General features: G+C 70.4%; 19 protein-coding genes. 12 read left to right on the top strand and 7 right to left on the bottom strand.

Going from position 1 to position 18689, the window contains the following annotated elements:
- Nucleotides 1–13 precede the first annotated feature (13 nt).
- On the bottom strand, nucleotides 14–382 hold the full coding sequence (locus tag ACOOE8_RS04135) for a DUF427 domain-containing protein (RefSeq protein ID WP_420393595.1): 369 nt from the start codon (nucleotides 380–382) through the stop codon (nucleotides 14–16).
- 175 nt (nucleotides 383–557) lie between these two features.
- Between ACOOE8_RS04135 and ACOOE8_RS04130 the strand changes: the two genes are divergently transcribed.
- From ACOOE8_RS04130 to ACOOE8_RS04075, 12 genes are all read left to right on the top strand, one after another.
- Nucleotides 558–1121 (top strand): NifU family protein, encoded by a 564-nt coding sequence (locus ACOOE8_RS04130; protein WP_420393594.1) that lies wholly within the window; start codon nucleotides 558–560, stop codon nucleotides 1119–1121.
- Nucleotides 1118–1750, top strand: coding sequence for a tRNA (adenosine(37)-N6)-threonylcarbamoyltransferase complex dimerization subunit type 1 TsaB (gene tsaB, locus ACOOE8_RS04125; RefSeq protein ID WP_420393593.1), 633 nt, complete (start codon nucleotides 1118–1120; stop codon nucleotides 1748–1750). Before ACOOE8_RS04130 ends, tsaB begins: the two co-directional genes overlap by 4 nt.
- A complete protein-coding gene (locus ACOOE8_RS04120) occupies nucleotides 1747–2322 on the top strand; it encodes a GNAT family N-acetyltransferase (protein WP_420393592.1) in 576 nt (191 codons plus the stop codon). The genes tsaB and ACOOE8_RS04120 overlap by 4 nt, the downstream gene beginning before the upstream one ends.
- Nucleotides 2322–3152: a lysophospholipid acyltransferase family protein gene (locus tag ACOOE8_RS04115; RefSeq protein ID WP_420393591.1), complete on the top strand. Its 831-nt coding sequence runs from the start codon at nucleotides 2322–2324 to the stop codon at nucleotides 3150–3152. Before ACOOE8_RS04120 ends, ACOOE8_RS04115 begins: the two co-directional genes overlap by 1 nt.
- Nucleotides 3153–3159: 7 nt before the next feature.
- Nucleotides 3160–4506: a tRNA (N6-isopentenyl adenosine(37)-C2)-methylthiotransferase MiaB gene (gene miaB, locus ACOOE8_RS04110; protein ID WP_420393590.1), complete on the top strand. Its 1347-nt coding sequence runs from the start codon at nucleotides 3160–3162 to the stop codon at nucleotides 4504–4506.
- A gap of 2 nt (nucleotides 4507–4508) precedes the next feature.
- Nucleotides 4509–5498 (top strand): PhoH family protein, encoded by a 990-nt coding sequence (locus ACOOE8_RS04105; protein ID WP_420394626.1) that lies wholly within the window; start codon nucleotides 4509–4511, stop codon nucleotides 5496–5498.
- Entirely contained in the window at nucleotides 5495–6004 is a 510-nt protein-coding gene (ybeY, locus tag ACOOE8_RS04100; protein ID WP_420393589.1) for an rRNA maturation RNase YbeY, read from the top strand. The genes ACOOE8_RS04105 and ybeY overlap by 4 nt, the downstream gene beginning before the upstream one ends.
- A 27-nt stretch (nucleotides 6005–6031) precedes the next feature.
- Complete coding sequence (locus tag ACOOE8_RS04095) at nucleotides 6032–7018, top strand: hemolysin family protein (protein WP_420393588.1); 987 nt, start codon at nucleotides 6032–6034, stop codon at nucleotides 7016–7018.
- A gap of 29 nt (nucleotides 7019–7047) precedes the next feature.
- On the top strand, nucleotides 7048–8634 hold the full coding sequence (gene lnt, locus ACOOE8_RS04090; RefSeq protein WP_420394625.1) for an apolipoprotein N-acyltransferase: 1587 nt from the start codon (nucleotides 7048–7050) through the stop codon (nucleotides 8632–8634).
- A 116-nt stretch (nucleotides 8635–8750) separates the two neighbouring features.
- Nucleotides 8751–9203, top strand: coding sequence for a helix-turn-helix domain-containing protein (locus ACOOE8_RS04085; RefSeq protein ID WP_420393587.1), 453 nt, complete (start codon nucleotides 8751–8753; stop codon nucleotides 9201–9203).
- A gap of 285 nt (nucleotides 9204–9488) precedes the next feature.
- Nucleotides 9489–10664 (top strand): methionine adenosyltransferase, encoded by a 1176-nt coding sequence (gene metK, locus ACOOE8_RS04080; protein WP_420394624.1) that lies wholly within the window; start codon nucleotides 9489–9491, stop codon nucleotides 10662–10664.
- Between the two features lie 28 nt (nucleotides 10665–10692).
- Entirely contained in the window at nucleotides 10693–11865 is a 1173-nt protein-coding gene (locus ACOOE8_RS04075) for a GNAT family N-acetyltransferase (protein WP_420393586.1), read from the top strand.
- On the opposite strand, the gene ACOOE8_RS04070 is transcribed toward ACOOE8_RS04075, so the two are convergent.
- The 6 genes from ACOOE8_RS04070 to dctP form a co-directional block, all read right to left on the bottom strand.
- Entirely contained in the window at nucleotides 11850–11990 is a 141-nt protein-coding gene (locus ACOOE8_RS04070) for a hypothetical protein (protein ID WP_420393585.1), read from the bottom strand. The genes ACOOE8_RS04075 and ACOOE8_RS04070 overlap by 16 nt on opposite strands.
- Nucleotides 11991–12340: 350 nt before the next feature.
- Nucleotides 12341–12487 carry a hypothetical protein gene (locus ACOOE8_RS04065; RefSeq protein ID WP_420393584.1) on the bottom strand — a complete coding sequence of 49 codons (147 nt, stop codon included), beginning with the start codon at nucleotides 12485–12487 and terminating at the stop codon, nucleotides 12341–12343.
- Nucleotides 12488–12855: 368 nt separating this feature from the next.
- Nucleotides 12856–13782, bottom strand: coding sequence for a restriction endonuclease (locus tag ACOOE8_RS04060; RefSeq protein ID WP_420393583.1), 927 nt, complete (start codon nucleotides 13780–13782; stop codon nucleotides 12856–12858).
- A 6-nt stretch (nucleotides 13783–13788) separates the two neighbouring features.
- Nucleotides 13789–16035 carry an NADP-dependent malic enzyme gene (locus ACOOE8_RS04055; protein WP_420394623.1) on the bottom strand — a complete coding sequence of 749 codons (2247 nt, stop codon included), beginning with the start codon at nucleotides 16033–16035 and terminating at the stop codon, nucleotides 13789–13791.
- Between the two features lie 337 nt (nucleotides 16036–16372).
- Nucleotides 16373–17518, bottom strand: coding sequence for a mandelate racemase/muconate lactonizing enzyme family protein (locus ACOOE8_RS04050; protein WP_420393582.1), 1146 nt, complete (start codon nucleotides 17516–17518; stop codon nucleotides 16373–16375).
- Between the two features lie 32 nt (nucleotides 17519–17550).
- Nucleotides 17551–18576 (bottom strand): TRAP transporter substrate-binding protein DctP, encoded by a 1026-nt coding sequence (dctP, locus tag ACOOE8_RS04045; RefSeq protein ID WP_420393581.1) that lies wholly within the window; start codon nucleotides 18574–18576, stop codon nucleotides 17551–17553.
- Nucleotides 18577–18689 lie beyond the last annotated feature (113 nt).

Raw genomic sequence — 18689 nt, 5'->3', positions numbered from 1 at the left:
ACGTGCAACGGGGTCAGCCGACCTTGACCTCGAACCCCTCGTCGAACGCCACGTGGCCGGCGATCGCGGTCATCTCGTCGTACGGCGCCTCGTAGCTCCACGCCGAGGCGGGGCGCGTCGTGCCGCCTGCGGTGACGTCGTAGTACACGGTATCGCCCTTGAACGGGCAGTGCGTGGTCTTGTCGGTCGGCGTCAGCGTCGCCGTCACGTCGGCGTGCGGCACGTAGGGGCGGGCCGGATGGCCGTCCTCGCGCAGCATGACCGCCATGGTCGTCATGGCGACGATCTCGCCGTCCAGCATGACGGTGACGGGGTCGGGTCCGGTGTCGAGCATGATCTTGTGGTCGGGGCGCTCGGCGAAGCCGGGAGCGGGGTTGTCCATCGTTGACCTCCTTGTTGGCCGACCTGCTTGTCGGCGATCCGGCGCGGTCTGCGGCGCCACGCGCCTCAGTTGGAGCCGTCGCGTCGCGCGCCAAGCGGCGTTGCCCGACCCGCCCGACGCGCTTATGTCCCACGGACCACTTCGCGGCGGCCTTGAACCGCCTGGGGAGACGACAATGTTCATCCAGACCGAACCGACGCCCAACCCCGAGACGCTGAAGTTCCTGCCCGGCAGGACCGTGATGGAGGACGGCGTGGCGGACTACCGAGACGGCGGGACGGCATCCGGCTCGCCGCTCGCCCAGCGCCTGTTCGCCGTGGACGGCGTGACGGGGGTCTTCCTTGGTGCCGACTTCATATCGGTCTCCAAGGACGCGACGCCGTGGCCGCACCTGAAGCCAGCGGTGCTCGGTGCGATCATGGAGCACTACCTGTCGGGTGACCCCGTCGTGATCGACGGCGCCGTCGAGGCGGCCGAGCCGGAGGGCGAGGAGTTCCTCGAGGAGGACGCCGCGACCGTGGCGATGATCAAGGAGATCCTCGACGAGCGCGTGCGGCCGGCCGTCGCGAACGACGGCGGCGACATCGTGTTCCGCTCCTACCGCGACGGCGTGGTTCACCTGTCGATGCGCGGCGCCTGCGCGGGCTGCCCGTCCTCGACGATGACCCTGCAGATGGGCATCCAGAACCTGTTGCGGCACTTCGTGCCCGAGGTGCGAGAGGTCCGGCCCGTCGCGTGAGCCTCGTCCTCGTCGTCGATACCGCGCTGGGCACCTGTCAGGCCGCCGTGGTGCGGGACGACGGCACGGTGCTTGCGCGCCGTGCGACGCCCGCGCGTGGGGACGCCGAGGCGATCGTCGAGCACGCGGCGGCCGCGCTCGCGCACGCCGGCGCGGCCTACGCCGACGTGTCGCGCGTCGCGGTCAGCACGGGGCCCGGCTCGTTCACCGGGGTGCGCGTCGGAGTGGCCTTCGCCAAGGGGGTGGCGTTCGCGCTGGGCGTCCCCGCGGTCGGCGTGACGACGCTCGAGGTTCTCGCCGCCGCGGCGGATCCGCCCGTGCTCGCGGCGATCGACGCGCGGCACGGAGCCGTCTTCGCGCGCCTCGATCAGGGTGAGGGCCGAGAGCCGCTGATGGCGCGCCTGCCGGCCGCAGAGGCGCTCGAGCGGGCACGTGAGGCGGGCGCCGCAATCGTCGGTCCGGCCAGCGCCGTCGCGGCGCTCGGAGCCGGCGAGGTGGTCGAGGACCTCGACGCCGGTGTGCTCGCAGAGCTGGCGTCGGGGCCGTCCCACGGGAGGGCGCCGGTGCCCGTCTACCTCGCCCCCGTCGACGCGAGACTGCCGCAGCAGAAGGCCCTGGTGCGCGCGTGAGTGTTGTGGCCAACTTCGTCCATGGGGACGGACGGCACTGTCACGTGATCGGCCTGTTCAGCGCGCCGCGGATCGTCGATGCGGTCCGCCCGAGCGACTTCGACACGCTGGAGGAGATCCACGCGTCCTCGTTCGTCGTGCCCTGGTCCGCCGACGAGATGGCCGCGCTCGGCGAGGCGCCTGGGGTCGCGACGTTCGTCGCGCGGCGAGCCGCCGGCACCGCGAGCCGCCGGCCCATCGGCTTCATCACCGTGCGCCGTGCGGCCGACGAGGCGGAGGTGCTGACGATGGCGGTGCTGCCGCGCCAGCGCCGCGGCGGGGTCGGGCGCAAGCTCCTCGACGCGGCGCTGCGCCACCTCTACGCCGAGCGCGTCCGCCGGGTGTTCCTCGAGGTCGACCCCAACAACGCGGGCGCCCTCGCGCTCTACCGCAGCGCCGGCTTCGTCGCCGTCGGCGAGCGGCCGGACTACTACGCTGCGAGCAATGGCAAACGGCAGAAGGCGCTCACCATGCAGCTCGCCTTCGACCAGCCGCTCCTCAGCACCGCCCCGAGCGCGAAGGCCCGGCGCTGATGTCGACACTGCGCGCCGTCATCGCCATCGCGGCCCTCGGCGCCGTCTCGCTCGTCCTCATCCCGTGCCAGCTCCTCGCCCTCGGCGTGCGCTGGCGAGCGGCGGCGCGCGTGCTGCCGCTATGGTGGCACAAGGCCGCGACGCGCATCACCGGCGTGCGGGTCCATCGGCATGGGACGCTGAGCGCGGCGCGGCCGCTGCTCGTCACGGCCAACCACGTCTCCTGGCTCGACATCACCGTGCTCGGCTCCATCGTCCCGCTGTCGTTCATCGCGAAGTCCGAGGTGGCGACGTGGCCGGTGTTCGGCGTGTTCGCCAAGCTTCAGCGTTCGGTGTTCGTGGAGCGCGACCGGCGCGCGAGGACCGGCGACGTCGCGTCGCGGATCGCCGCTCGCCTCGCCGAGGGGGACGTCCTCGTCCTGTTCGCGGAGGGGACGAGCTCGAACGGCACCCACGTCCTGCCGTTCCGCACCGCCCTTGTCGGAGCCGGAGCGCGTGCGGTGGCGGCCGCCGGCGGCGACGCCACGATCCAGCCCCTCGCCATCAACTACACCCAGCTCGACGGCCTGCCCATCGGCCGGTTCCACAAACCGCGCCTTGCATGGTACGGCGACATGGACATGGCGCCCCACCTGTGGTGGGTGCTGAGGCACGGGGTGATCGACGTGGACGTCGCCTTCGGCGAGCCGCTGGCGTTGGCGGACGGCGCGGACCGCAAGCGCGTCGCGGGGGCGGCGGAGGCGGCGGTGCGCCGCATGGTGGGCGAGGCGACCGCCGGACGGCTGACGCGGGGCGCGCGCGACCCGGCCGCGGCGCACGAGCCCGCGTAGGAGGGTCATGGACAAGCGCGCCTTCATCAAGAGCTACGGCTGCCAGATGAACGTCTACGATGCCACGCGCATGGCCGACCAGCTTCGTGCCGCCGGCTACGCCATCGTCGACGAGGCGGACGGCGCCGACCTCATCGTGCTCAACACCTGCCACATCCGCGAGAAGGCCGCCGAGAAGGTGTACTCCGAGCTCGGCCGCCTGAAGGGCGCGGTGGGCGCGTCCGGCGCGCCGACGATGATCGGGGTCGCGGGCTGCGTCGCCCAGGCGGAGGGCGAGGAGATCGTCCGCCGCCAGCCGCGCGTCGACTTCGTGGTCGGCCCCCAAGCCTACCACCGGCTGCCCGCCCTCATCGCAGGCGCGGCGCGGGGCGAGAAGCCCGTCGACACGGACCTTGACGAGGACAAGTTCGACCACCTGCCGGCCCCCTCGCGCCGGGCGATCGCGGCCCGAGGGGTCACCGCGTTCCTCACCGTGCAGGAGGGGTGCGACAAGTTCTGCGCGTTTTGCGTGGTGCCTTACACGCGCGGTGCGGAGGTGTCGCGTCCGGTGGCCCAAGTCCTCGAGGAGGCCCGCAGGCTCGTCGACGCTGGGGTGCGCGAGGTCACGCTGCTCGGGCAGAACGTCAACGCCTACCACGGGTCGGACGGCACGGGCGGCACGGCTTCGCTGGCCGAGCTCGTCGGGTGCCTCGCTGAGGTCGACGGCCTGGAGCGTATTCGCTTCACGACGAGCCACCCGAACGACATGTCCGACGACCTCGTCGCCGCGTTCGCCGACGAGCCCAAGCTGATGCCCTACCTCCACCTGCCGGTGCAGTCGGGCTCGGATCGTGTGCTGAAGGCGATGAATCGGTGCCACACCGCGGCGCACTACGTGGGGCTGATCGCGCGCATCCGGCGTGCCAGGCCGGACCTTGCCCTGTCGGGCGACTTCATCGTCGGCTTCCCCGGCGAGACGGAGGAGGACTTCGAGGCGACGATGGCCCTCGTCGCCGAGGTCGGCTACGCGGCGGCCTACTCCTTTAAGTACTCGCCGCGCCCTGGGACCCCTGCAGCTGGCCGTCCGGACCAGGTCCCGCCCGAGGTCGCGTCGGTGCGGCTGCGGCGCCTCCAAGGGGCGCTCGCCTCGCAGCAGCGCGCGTTCAACGAGGCGTGCGTCGGCCGCCGCCTGCCCGTCCTCCTCGAGAAGCCGGGGCGGCGCGCGGGGCAGCTCGTCGGCCGCTCGCCGTACCTGCAGCCGGTTCACGTCCGGGCCGAGGTCGGCGCGATCGGCGCGACCGTCGACGTCGACGTCGCCACCGCCGAGGGCAACAGCCTGTTCGGTGCGATCGTGGAGCGGAGTGAAGCGGCTTGACGATGCCGTCCGAGGTCGAGACCGTGACCCTCGCCTTCGACGACAACCGGCTTGCCAGCGACCTGTTCGGCCAGTTCGACCAGCATCTCGCCATCCTTGAGTCGCGGCTTGACGTCACGGCGTCCGCGCGCGGCAACGAGGTCTCAATCCAGGGCTCGGGGGAGGGCTGCGCCCAGGCGAAGATCGCGCTGCAGCACCTTTACCAACGGCTGAAGAAGGGTCACGACATCCGCGTCGCGGACGTCGACGGCGCGGTGCGCATGGCCCGGGCCAAGGACCGCCAGCTCTCGCTGCCCTCCATCGACGGGCCACGGTCCGTCGCCTCCATCGCCACGCGAAGGAAGACCGTCGAGGCGCGATCGCCGACCCAGAACAACTACATCCGCGCCATGGAGGAGAACGAGATGGTGTTCGGCGTCGGCCCGGCTGGCACCGGCAAGACCTTCCTCGCCGTCGCCTACGCCGCGCAGTGCCTGGAGCGCGGGCTCGTGGAGCGCATCATCCTGTCGCGTCCGGCGGTCGAGGCGGGCGAGCGGCTCGGCTTCCTGCCTGGGACGCTCGAGGAGAAGGTCGACCCCTACCTGCGCCCGCTGTACGATGCGCTCTACGAGATGATGCCGGGCGACAAGGTGAGCCGGGCGCTGCAGCAGGGCGTGATCGAGATCGCGCCGCTCGCCTTCATGCGCGGACGCACGCTGACCCACGCCGTGGCGATCCTCGACGAGGCGCAGAACACGACCGCCATGCAGATGAAGATGTTCCTGACCCGCCTCGGCGAGGGCTCGCGCATGATCATCACCGGCGATCCCTCCCAGGTGGACCTGCCACCGGGCGTTCCGTCCGGCCTCGACGAGGCCTCGCGCATCCTCGCCGGCGTCGGCGGCATCGCGCACGTGCGCTTCCGCGGCGAGGACGTGGTGCGGCACGAGCTCGTGGCGCGCATCGTCGCCGCATACGAGCGCGACACCGCCCAACGGGACGGGTCGCGGTGAGCGAGGTCGTCGATGAGGACGTAACGGCCGGCCCGCCCTCCATCGAGGCCAGCGTGCGCATCGTCGATCCGCGCTGGACGAGCCTCGCGCCGGCCTCGATCGCGGACGTTGTCCTCAGCGCCGTCGCGCGCTCCGACGTCGCATCGGGCACGGCCGGCACCCTCGACATCCTGCTCGCCGACGACCCGGCGCTCGCCGAGCTCAACGGACGGTGGCGCGGCAGGGACGGGCCGACGAACGTCCTTGCCTTCCCGTCGGGCGAGGCGTGCTGCGCTGACGGCACGGCCTTCCTCGGCGGCATCGCGCTCTCCTACGACACCGCGGAGCGAGAGGCGGGCGAAAGGGGCATTCCCTTGACGGACCACGTCACCCATCTGACGCTGCACGGGCTCCTTCACCTCCTCGGCTTCGACCACGTGGACGAGGCGGATCGCGAGGCGATGGAGCGCGTTGAGGTTGATCTGTTGTCCGGGCTCGGCATCGCCGATCCGTACCTGGGGAGTTGAACCGGCGCAAAGCGGCGCCAAGAGACCATGGCCGACGCAGACAGTCCCCATGCGGCCGGATCGAACGGTCCGGTCGCCGCCCCCACACCCCCGGTCGAGGAGCGCTGGTACGACCGCATCCTCTCCGTGTTCGGGCTCCGGCCCACCGAGAGCCTGCGCGAGAACCTTGCCCAGGCGCTCGTCGACGACGCCGCTGGCCCCGAGGCGATGTTCAACCCCGAGGAGCGGCGGCTGCTGCAGAACATCCTCGCGCTGCGCGACGTGCGCATCCTCGACGTGATGGTGCCTCGCGCCGACATCGACGCGGTGGCCGAGACCATCACGCTCGGCGACCTCATCAAGACGTTCCGCGAGGCGGGCCACTCGCGCCTGCCGGTCTACCGCGAGACGCTCGACGACCCGGTGGGCTTCGTGCACGCCAAGGACGTCATGATCCGCCTCGCCCAAGAGGCCATGGATGGGGATGGCATCCGCCTCGGCTCTGTGGACCTGTCGCGGCCCCTCGCCGAGATGACCATCGTGCGCCCGATCCTGTTCGTCCCGCCGTCCATGCCGGCGATGGACCTCATGGTGCGCATGCAGGCCAACCGCATCCAGCTCGCCCTCGTGGTGGACGAGTACGGCGGCACCGATGGCCTCGTCTCGCTCGAGGACCTCATCGAGACCGTCGTCGGCGACATCGAGGACGAGTACGACTGGCCGGACGAGCCGACCATGATCCGTGGCGAGGATGGCAGCTGGCTTGCCGACGCGCGTGTCGCGGTGGACGACTTCGAGGAGGAGAGCGGCGTCGCCTTCCCCCAGGCGGACTTCATGCACGAGGTCGACACGCTGGGCGGCGTCGTCTTCGCGCTGACGGGACGGGTCCCGGTGCGCGGCGAGATCGTCACCTCCGAGCAGCTCCCTGGGATGGAGTTCGAGGTGCTCGAGGCGGACCTTCGGCGCATCAAGCGCATCAAGGTCACGGTCCGTCCGGTGGCGGCGCTCGCCGACCCCGAAGCCGCCTCGCCCTGAGGACGCAAGGTTCTCTCGAGGCATTCGTGATGGTCTGCCGGTGCGTCGCCGCGGCTCGCCAGCGCCCTGCGGCGCGCATCCTCGCCGCGCTGGCGGCAGGGGCGGCGCTCGCGCTCAGCCTGCCGCCCCTCGACCTCCTGCCGGCAGTCGCCGCGTACGGCGTACTCCTCGCCCTCGCCGAGGCGAGCGACGACGTGGTGCGACGTCCCCTCCTCGCCCGGGCCGTCCTCGGCGCCGCGTTCGGCTTTGCCTACCACCTGGCAGGGCTTTGGTGGATCGGCGCAGCCTTCCTGGTCGACGCGCCGACCTACGGCGCCTTGTTGCCGTTCGCGGTGATCGGCCTGCCGTTGGTGCTGGCGCCGTTCCATGGCGCGGCGCTGGCCCTCGCCGGGCTCGCCTGCGGAGGGCCGGTCGTGCACGCGGTCGGCTTCGCAGCCGCCCTGGGACTCACGGAATGGATACGCTCCTTCGCGTTCACCGGCTTCCCGTGGAACGTGCCGGCGGTGCAGCTCTCCGGCTCGCTGGAGCTTGCCCAGGCCGTGTCGGTGGTGGGGCTCGCCGGGGTGACGCCCCTCGTCGTCCTCCTCGGCGCGGCCCCCGTGCTCCTCCTGCGCGGGCGGCGCCTTGCGGCAGGAGCGATCCTCTCGGGCGCGGCGCTCGTCTTCGTGGGCGGCGCGGTGCGCCTCGCCCAAGCGCCGGCGACTGACGGACCGCGGGTGCGCATCATCCAGCCGGCGATCCCGCAGCGCGAGAAGTGGGACCCGGCCCACGCGCCACAGATCTGGCGCACCCTCCTAGCGCTGACGGCGGCCCCGGCCGAGGAGGGGGCGCGGCCTGGCGTCGTCGTCTGGCCGGAGACCGCGCTGCCGTTCCTCTACCGCACGCCGAGCGCGGTGCAGGCGGAGCTCATCGCTGCGCTGGGCGGCTCCACGTTGATCACCGGAACGGTCGAGGTCGAGCGAGGCGCGGGCAGCGACATGGTGACGAACAGCATCGCCGTCATCGGCCCCGACGGCATCCCACTGGGACGCTACGACAAGGCGCACCTCGTCCCGTTCGGCGAGTACGTCCCGTTCGCCCCGCTGCTCGAGCGGCTCGGACTGACGGCGCTCGCGGGTGCCACGGCGGACTTCACACCGGGCGAGGCCACCGCCACGCTCGCCGTCCCGGGGTTGCCGCCGGCACGGCCGCTCATCTGCTACGAGGCGATCTTTCCGCAGGCTGGCGTCATCCAACCGGCGGCGTGGATCGTAAACGTGACCAATGATGCGTGGTTCGGCGACACGCCCGGGCCGCACCAGCACCTGCAGCTGGCGGTGCTGCGCGCGATCGAAGCGGGGACACCGATCGTGCGGGCGGCGAACACGGGGATCTCGGCGCTGATCGACGCGTACGGGCGCGTGCCTGACAACCTCCAGCTCAACCGGAGGGATAGGCTAGATGTGCGTGTGCCGCAGTCCGTACACACGGTGTATCACCAAGCACCGCGTGCGCCAATCGTCGTGATGACCGGCTTGCTGCTCGGTCTGGTTGCCAGATACTACCGCAGGGGACGCGTTCGGCGCGCCCGGAGCGTCGACGGCATCCGTAATGCACGCACGGCGCAGCTCCCGTGATAACACTTTATGCTTGAAACGGTGCAACCGCGTGGGTTAGCCTGCAGTTCAACCCGCACGAGTAGGGTGGACAGTCCTTAGGTGACGTCACCAGCACAAGGTGCGTGAGGCAAGTGATGGAACAGCGTGGGGCCATGGTGTCGCGGAAACAACCGAACCCGATCGACGTCCACGTGGGCAGCCGGTTGAAGCTGCGCCGCGCGGTCGTCGGCATGACGCAGGAGAAGCTCGGCGATCAGCTTGGCGTCACCTTCCAGCAAGTCCAGAAGTACGAGAAGGGCGCCAACCGCATCGGCGCGAGCCGGCTCCAGGAGATCGCGCAGATCCTGACGGTCCCGGTGTCGTACTTCTTCGAGGACGCGAAGGCGGCGGTCGCCGCGGGCGGCCACGCCGAGCGCGAGTTCGACTATGGCTTCGCGGAGGATCAGAGCGTCGCCTTCGAGCTGTCGCGGTCGTCGCCGGGCGAGGCCCACGCGCTCGCCAAGGCGTTCAGCCGCATCGCCGACGCCAGGATCCGCCGCCGCATCATCGACCTCGTGGAGACGCTCGCGGACGGCCAGCCGCTCTAGGGAGAGATCCTGAGCGCAGGTTGACGGCCCTCGGCGGATTTGGTTGAACGCCAACGCATCCGGGCGCCCCGCCACGCCTCGACCCGCGGGCGTCGATCGGCGCGTCCGGGACCCGCGGGCGTCGATCGGCGCGTCCGGCGCCCTCCTTCGAGGCATCAAGAGCTTCTCGACCGGGGTTGACATGGCTGGGTGCGTGGTGCCTTGCGCATGCTGGCGGGACGCGTCGTCGGACGGCAGCCCACCCCACGGCCCATCGGCGATCCACTCCTCACGAAGGTCACGGCTTTGGCGCGGCAATCCTACCTGTTCTCCAGCGAGTCCGTCTCCGAGGGGCACCCCGACAAGGTCTGCGACCGCATCAGCGACGCGGTGGTCGACCTGTTCCTCGGTGAGATGCCGGAGGCGCGGGTGGCGTGCGAGACGCTCGCCACCACCAACCGCGTCGTCATCGCCGGGGAGACGCGCGGACCTGACACGATCACGCCGGAGCGCGTGGAGGCGGCGGCGCGCGAGGCGATCCGCGACATCGGCTATGAGCAGGACGGCTTCCACTGGCGGACTGCCGACGTCGCCGTGCACCTCCACGCCCAGTCCGCCGAGATCGCCCAGGGCGTCGACGCGTCGGGCAACAAGGACGAGGGTGCCGGCGACCAGGGCATCATGTTCGGCTACGCCTGCCGCGAGACGCCCGTCCTCATGCCGGCGCCGATCCACTACAGCCACGCGATCCTGAAGGCGATGTCCGACGCGCGGCGGTCCGGCGCCGCGCCCCAGCTCGGACCCGACGCCAAGAGCCAAGTAACGCTGCGCTACGAGAACCGCGTCCCCGTGGCCTGCACCTCCATCGTGGTCTCCACGCAGCACCTCGACGGCGCGATGACGTCCGACGACGTGCGCGAGGTCGTCGAACCCATCGTGCGCGAGGTGCTGCCGGTGGCGTGGGTCAACGAGGCCACCGTCTGGTACGTGAACCCCACCGGCAAGTTCGTGATCGGCGGGCCGGATGGGGACTGTGGGCTGACCGGCCGCAAGATCATCGTCGACACCTACGGCGGCGCGGCGCCCCACGGCGGCGGCGCCTTCTCCGGCAAGGACCCGACGAAGGTGGACCGCTCGGCGGCCTACGCGGCTCGCTACCTCGCCAAGAACGTCGTTGCGGCGGAGATGGCGGAGCGCTGCGTCATCCAGCTCGCCTACGCCATCGGCATCTCGCAGCCGCTGTCGATCTACGTCGACACCTTCGGCACCTGCCACGACGGGCTGACGGACGAGGCCATCGAGCTCGCCATCGGCAAGTCCATGGACCTGTCGCCGCGGGGCATCCGCCAGGCGCTCCAGCTCAACCGGCCGATCTACGAGCGCTCGGCCGCCTACGGCCACTTCGGTCGCGAGCCGGACGCCGACGGTGGCTTCTCCTGGGAGCGCACCGACCTTGCCGAGACGCTGCGCGCCAACTCCTGAGGCGACCGCACGACGCGCGGACCAGGACATGAGCCGCGGGCCTGGTTCGACCGCCATCGGCTCGGGTGAGCGGGGTCGGCGACCCCCTGCCTTCCGCCGCGCCTCCGGCGACGACGCCGTGCTCGTTCGTCCCATCATCGCGGACGCCTTCGCCGGACGCGCGGCGGAGATCGGCCGCGCGCCGGAGCCCCTGTCCCTCGATGCCGACGAGGCGGTTGGGGACGGCCGCGTGATCCTTGCGGAAGCGGCAGGGCGACCCATCGGATGCGCGGTCCTGCGCCGTTGTGGAGGGGGGACCGTCGAGCTCGAGGTGCTCGCGGTGGTGCGCGATGCGCAGGGGACCGGCGTCGGCAGCGCGCTCCTCGCACGGGCCGAGCGCGAGGCGCGGCGGCAAGGCGCGCATCGGATGACGCTCTACACCAGCGCGCGGCTGCCGGCGAACCTCGCGTTCTACGCAGCGCATGGCTACCACGAGACGCACCGCACCGGGATGTCCGCCGTCGAGCGCGTGCACCTCGCGAAGGCGCTGCCGCCGCCGTCCGCCCAGAAGGCCGCCGTGGATGCGCTGTACGGCCGCCGCCGGGTGCACGGGCACAGGCCGCACCCGGCCTACGACCGCCTTGCGCTGGACCTTGCGGCGCCCGCCGACCTGTCCGCGCTGTTCGGCGACCGCGAGGTCCGCGTGGAGGTCGGTTTCGGCGGGGGCGAGCACCTCCTGCACCACGCCCGCACCTCACCCGACGTCGGCCTCATCGGCGTCGAGCCCTTCGAGACCGGCATGATGCGCACCGCCGCGGCGGTGGAGGCGGAGGGGCTCGCCAACGTGCGCCTCCACATGGGCGACGCGCGCCGCGTGCTCGAATGGCTACCGTCGGCCTCGGTGACGCGGGTCGACGTGCTCTACCCCGACCCGTGGCACAAGCAGCGCCACTGGAAGCGGCGTTTCATCTCGGTGGATGGGCTCGACCGCCTCGCCCGCGTCGTCGCCCCGGGCGGCACGGTCCGCCTCGCCTCGGACATCCAGGCCTACGTCGACTGGACCCGCGCCCACGTCGCCGCCCACCCCGCCTTCGCGCTGGAGTGCGACGCCGCCGATCCCTGGGAGGGCTGGCCCGGCACGCGCTACGAGGCGAAGGCGCTGCGCGAGGGGAGGATACCGCGCTACCTGACGCTGCGCCGCCTGCCTCACCGATCCCAGTAGCCCGGCGTGATGTGGCCGAGCACCTCGACGGCGCCGTCGCTCGGCCGCAGGACGTAGGTGACGCCCATGGGCTCCAGGTAGATGCCGGTGACCGCCTCGAACGGGTCGTCGTGGCCGACGACCACGCGGTTGGCCCCTGTTCGACCGGCTCGGCGAGGAGCGGCAGCACGCGCTCGCGCATGGCCGCCACCTGCTCGTCCGGGTACTCCTCCGCCGGCTCGAAGTTGAGCACCGCCGTCCGCTCGTAGGAGCCGAACGCGAGGTCCGCGGTCTGCCAGGCGCGGCAGTACTCGCTGGACAGTACCTCGCCGACGGGGATGCCGGCGTCGCGGAACCCTGCGCCGATGCGCTGGGCCTCGTGCCATCCCGCCTCGCTCAGGGTGCGCTGCGTCGAGCAGTCGTCCGGGTCCGCGGTGACCTGGTCGGCGTAGTCCGTCTCGGTCGTGGCGTGCCGCACGTAGGCGACGAGGCCACCCTACCGCAGCGCCTCGACGAGCTCGTCCGGCGCCATGTCCTCGCCCTGCGCTCCGGCCACCCCCGGCCAGAGCAGGAGCATGGCGAGGAACGCCCCGAGCACCGGCGAGATGACCGAGTGCCCGGCCGCTTCGTTGATCGACGACATTTGCTGTTTCTCCATCTGCGAGACCGCAGCAAAATGCTTAGATGTATTGGGTGTTGTCAACGAATAACCATTCTAATGTTGTAGATCTATTGAGTTCGTCTAATGTAAGTTGATGGTGTAGAACTCGAACAATGTATATTGCTCAGGCAGGCTTGTACGATCAGCGAGGTGCAGAGTTTATTGTACGTCGATCGGAAAGGTCGTCATGAAGCAGCCAGCGCGAACCAGAGCTGGGGGCGCCAACAGCGCCAATGCTGTCTGGACGATGCATCTAGCAGCCGGGGGCCGGGAACTGGCCGGCAACACCCGCACCGAGCGATGGTGCTGCGCGAGAGGAAAGTACCAAACCTGACGCGGCGGTGCGCAGGTCAATCGTCTGAAGCGAAGTAGTTCTCGTCAACCGTAAACACAGACAACTGTCGCGTCGTTACTACACCGACACGGTACTCTATCATCAGCCGCGTCAGCTCTTCGCCATCGATCAGCTTGATCGATTTGCTTCGAACTTGCTGGACGACGTCCTTCGCGGACGTTGTGAACGTCGAGGTCGTGACAAACACACCCTTCGACGCTCCCTTTGTTTCCAGCGACCCGACGAAGCTACGCACCTCATTGGCGCTCACGGAGGCGCCATTGTAGCGTTTCGCCTGAATGTAGATCCGATCCAAACCGAGCCGGTCCTCATCGATCGTGCCATCGATGCCGCCGTCGCCGGTGCCACCGATGCGCTGCGCGGCATTGTCGTGGGAGCCGCCGTAACCCATCGCCACAAGCAGATCGATGATGAGCTGTTCGAAGAACTTCGGATCCACAACACGGACGCGGTCAAGGAGATCGGCCCGCACGGCGCTTCGGAGAGCCTCGTCAGCCCTGTCGAGCTGCTCGAGGGGCGGGATCGTCTGCCCTGGCAGATCGGCCGTCGACGTGGCCAGCGACGCCTCTGACGTCCCGCGATTGTTCTGCATGAACGCCGCGTAGATCGGAAAGCGCATGAGGAACGCCATGTCGATCCGCTCGCGCTCCTCTTGGAGGGCGGAGCGTCCGGCAGCGGACGCCACGACGAGCCCGCGTGACGGGCTTTCGACAAGGCCGGCCTTCGACAGGTGGAACTTCGCCCAATGCACCCTGTTGTGCAGGACCGCTTGGCGCCCACTCGGCAGCATCTCCTGGCGTTCCTCCTCCGACAGGCTGAATTGAGCTGCGAGTGGCCCCACGATGTCCTTGATCCGCACGGGACCGTTCGCTGCGGCCCTAAGCACCGGCAGCATCAACGTCTGAAAGTCCGGGATCGGCACGGGTCCTCAGTTCACCCCGAAGCTGGCGATGGCGGCCATGTTGACGATGTCGGTGTCGCGGGCGCCGAAGGGGACGATCTGCACGGCCTTGTCGAGGCCCACCAGGATCGGGCCGAGCACCGTCGAGCCGCCGAGCTCCTGCGCCACCTTCGTCGCGATCGAGGCGGCGTGGACCGACGGCATCAGGAGGACGTTCGCCGGACCCGACAGCCGGCAGAACGGGTAGGCGGCCATCAGCACAGGGTTGAGCGCCACGTCTGCCGCCATCTCGCCGTCGAACTCGAAGTCCACCCGTCGGCGATTGAGGATGCCGACGGCCTCGCGCACCCGCGTCGCGCGCTCGCCCGGCGGGTTGCCGAACGTCGCCGCCGCGAGCAGCGCGACGCGCGGCTCGTAGCCGAGCCGCCGGGCCATCCGCGCCACCTCCTCGGCGATGTCGGCAAGGTCCTCCGCCGAGGGGTCGTCCGTCACCGCCGTGTCGGCGACGAGCACGGAGCGTCCGCGCGCCAAGACCAGCGAGACGCCGATGATCTTGTGCCCCGGCTTCGTCGGGATCACGAGCTTCACCGTCTCGAGCGCCACGGCGTAGTTGCGCGTCACCCCCGTCACCAGCGCGTCCGCATCGCCGAGCGCCACCATCGTCGCGCCGAAGTAGTTGCGATCCTGGTTGATCATGCGCACGCAGTCGCGCATCAGGTGGCCGCGGCGCTGCAGCTTGGCGTAGAGGAACTGCGCGTACTCGGTGTTGCGCTTCGACAGCCGCGCGTTGGCGATCTCGAGGCCTGGGCGGATCTCGATGCCTGCGTTGAACGCCTGCTCGCGCACGGTCTCCTCGCGGCCGATGAGGACAGCGGTCCCGAGCTCCTGGTTCACGAACGAGGCGGCTGCGCGGATCACCGCCTCCTCCTCCCCCTCCGCGAACACGACGCGCCGCGGGTTCTGCCGCACCTTGGTGAAGATGCGCGATAGGGAGCCTGCGACCGGGTCGCGCCGCGCCGACAGCTCGTTAGCGTAGCGCTCCATGTCCTCGATGGGGCGGCGCGCGACGCCGGTCTCCATCGCCGCCCTCGCCACCGCAGGCGGGACGGTGGAGATGAGCCGCGGGTCGAACGGAACGGGGATGATGTACTCGCGGCCGAAGCGCGGCCGGTTGCCCTGGTAGGCGGCGGCGACGTCGTCGGGCACGTCCTCGCGCGCGAGGGCAGCGAGCGCCTCGGCGGCGGCGACCTTCATCGGCTCGTTGATCGCGGTCGCTCGCACGTCGAGCGCGCCGCGGAAGATGTAGGGGAAGCCCAGCACGTTGTTGACCTGGTTCGGGTAGTCCGACCGGCCGGTGGCGACGATGGCGTCGTCGCGGATCTCGGCGACCTCCTCGGGCGTCACCTCCGGATCAGGGTTCGCCATGGCGAAGATGATGGGGTTGGGCGCCATGGAGCGCACCATCTCGTGGGTCATCGCGCCCTTCACCGACACGCCGAGGAAGACGTCCGCGCCGTCGAGCGCCTCGGCCAACGTGCGCGCGGGAGTGTTCGCGGCGTGGGCCGACTTCCACTGGTTCATGCCCTCCTCACGACCGGCAAAGATCGGCCCCTTGGTGTCGCACAGGATCACGTTGTCGTGGGGCACGCCCATCGCCTTGACGAGCTCGACGCACGCGATGCCGGCGGCGCCCGCCCCGTTGCACACGATCTTCATGGACGCGACGTCACGTCCCGTGAGGTGCGCCGCGTTGATCAGCCCGGCCGCTGCGATGATCGCGGTGCCATGCTGGTCGTCGTGGAACACCGGGATGTCCATCATCTCGCGCAGCTGGCTCTCGATGATGAAGCAGTCCGGCGCCTTGATGTCCTCGAGGTTGATCCCGCCGAAGGAGGGGCCGAGGTAGCGCACCGCGTTGATGAACGCGTCGACGTCCTGGGTGTCCACCTCGATGTCAATGCCGTCGATGTCGGCAAAGCGCTTGAAGAGGACGGCCTTGCCCTCCATCACGGGCTTGGAGGCGAGGGCGCCGAGGTTGCCGAGCCCCAGGATCGCCGAGCCGTTCGAGATCACGGCGACGACGTTGCCGCGCGTCGTGTAGTCGAACGCGCGGTCAGGCTCCTCGGCGATGGCGCGGACGGGGACGGCGACGCCGGGCGAGTAGGCGAGGGAGAGGTCGCGCTGCGTCGCCATCGGCTTCGTCGGCGTGATCTCGAGCTTGCCAGGGCGGCCGCGGGCGTGGAACTCCAGGGCCTCTTGATCGGTGATCGTCATCCGCCCGCGGCGGCCTGTGTTGCCAGCGTCCACGGTCCCCTCCCTCACGACACTCATTGTTGGTGCGAGGTAAGCGCGTTCCAGCAGCGCCGTCCACACGCACGGCCGGCGAGCAGCGTCCGCGACCGGCGTCGGGCGACGATGCCACCGCGTCTCGGCCTGACCTGCCCATCAGCGAGAGGACGGGCCCGCCGACCGCGCGCGGCAACACACCAGCGTCATGACAGGTTGAAGTTCAACGGCGCGATCGTGCGGGCCTCGACGACGGGGGACACGTCGGTCGACGTTGAGATCTTTCGTCTGTAGCCCGCGACGGGCTTGGAGCTTTAGGTCGGCTTCACCGCCGCGCGGCGTAGCGCTCGATGACGGCCATGTCCGGCTCGAAGCCGATGCCAGGGCCGTCCGGCACGCGGACGGTGTCGCCGGTCCGCAGCCCCGGCACGTCCGTGATCCAAGCCTCGGGGTCGACGAACAGCCACTCCAGCGCCTCGACGTCGGACCGCGCCGCCGCCATGTGCAGCGCCACGTGCATCCCTGGCCCGAAGTACGGCGTGTGCGGGCACAGCCGGACGCCGTGGTGGGCGCCCATGTCGAGCGCGCGCCACGTCTCGGACAACCCGCCGACCTTGGTGGGGCTCGGCTGGAAGACGTCGACGGCCCCGGCCGACAGCATCTGCGCGCATTGGCGGGCCGTCGACAGGTTCTCGCCCGCCGCGATGGGAAACGGGCCGCCGCGCATCGCCGCGAGCGCCGCGAAGTCCTCGGGCGGAAACACCGGCTCCTCGAGCCACTCGAGGCGCGCGCCGACGAGGTCGTCCCGATGCTCGTCCACGAACTCGGCCGACCAGGCACAGTTGATGTCCGCCGCGATTGAGGCATCGGGCGCCGTCTCCCGTGCCGCTAGGATCAGCGGCACCTCGACCTCGTGCAGCTTGATGCGCGCAAAGCCCTCGTCCTGCGACCGCGCGACGGCCTCGCGCACCAGCGCGTCCTCGCCGTAGCGCACGAGCGAGCCGTAGAACGGGAGCGATGCCGATGCCAGCGGCGCGTCCGACAGGAGCTCGGCGAGGGGTAAACCGGCGCGGCGCGCGGCGAGGTCCCACAGCGCGATGTCGACGCCGCCGATCGCGAACACCGTGCCGCCGAAGCGGCCGAACAGGTGCGTCATGCGCTGGGCGGTGAGGTTCCAGGCCGCGATGTCGTCCACCACCTCGCCGACGAGGGTCGGCAGCACGAGGCGCTCCATCAGGAGCCGTGTGGCGGCCGCGACCTGGTAGCCGAAGCCCTCGCCCCAGCCGACGTTGCCGCGATCGTCGGTGAGGCGCACCAGCGCGAAGTCGAGGCTGTTCCATGTCGTCGGCATGATGCCGACGCCCGACCCCTTCAGCTCGAAGGGGATCTCGACGAGGAACGTCTCCGCGCGCTCAATGCGCATCGGCTCGATGGTGGGCAGCCCAGGGGCCACACCCTCCGGTGCGCTCATGCCTGCAGGGCCCCTTGTGCGATGGCCGCGGCCTACTCGGCGCCCGCCAGCCCGATCACCTCGATGAAGTCCTTGTGCATTTGGACGAGCTCGCGGGCGGCGTCGCTGTCGGCGAACTCGTCCCACGAGGCGAGTGCGGCCTTCCGGTAGGCTGCGCGGTCCTCCACGGACCAGTCGTGCAGGGTGACGCCCTCGGCCTCGAGCTGCCGCGCTGCCTCCTCGGTGGCGACCGAGCCGGTCAGGGTGAGGCGGAAGGCGAACTTCTGGTGCCCCACCTCGACGATGCGCTGCAGGTCCTCGGACATCGCGTCCCACACGTCCTGACGGATGGCGAAGTGGTTGGCAGGGGTGGAGTGGAAGCCAGGGTAGGTCGCATGCTTGGCGACGTCGTGCAGCCCAGCCGACCGGTTGACGTCGAGGTTCGCCATGTCCGCGCCCTCGATGAGGCCCGCCTCGAGCGCGGTGAAGACCTCGGTGAAGTCCATCACGATGGGCGAGGCGCCGAGCTTGGCGAAGATCATCGTCTCCATGCCGGGCGGCGAGCGGAACTTGAAGCCTTGGAGGTCGGCGACGCCCGCGAGCGGCCGCGTCGAAGCGAGCGACTCGGACGCGGCGATGTGGAAGCCGACGAGGTGCATGCCGAACGAGGCGTAGAGCTCTCGCGCCTCCTCGAGGCCGCCGCCGACGTAGACGAAGGCGTAGAGCTGCCAGGGCGTGTCGTAGCCCCCCATGGGGTCGCCGACGAACTGGAACGCGGTGTCCTTGCCGGTCTGGTAGCTGCCGGCGGTGAGGTCGGCGTCGAGGATGCCGTTCAGCACCGCGTCGAACGTCTCCACCGACTTGACCACGGAGGAGGAGTAGAACGGCTCGAAGACGATGCGCCCGCCCGACATCGTCTCGACGTCGTCGAAGAACTGCGCCGCCGCCTCGCCGACGGTGGACTCCGCCGAGTGGTGCGTCTGGATGCGCAGCGTGTGCTCCTGCGCGCCCGCAGCGGCCGCGCCGAGGACGACGGCCGCCGACGCGATGAGGGTGCAAGCGGACCTTGTGAAGCGCATGATCGTCCTCCCTACGTGGTCCCATCACGGGACGAGGCCGTGCAGGGATCTTGTCCGGGCCGTCCGCCCGGTTGCCCGACGGTAGCAAAGACCGTCGATTGCTGGCAACGATC

It is taken from the genome of Acuticoccus sp. (genome assembly GCF_965213555.1).
GTDB lineage: Bacteria > Pseudomonadota > Alphaproteobacteria > Rhizobiales > Amorphaceae > Acuticoccus.
The sequence above is the reverse complement of the archived record's forward strand: the minus strand, read 5'-3'. Positions and strand labels throughout refer to the sequence as shown.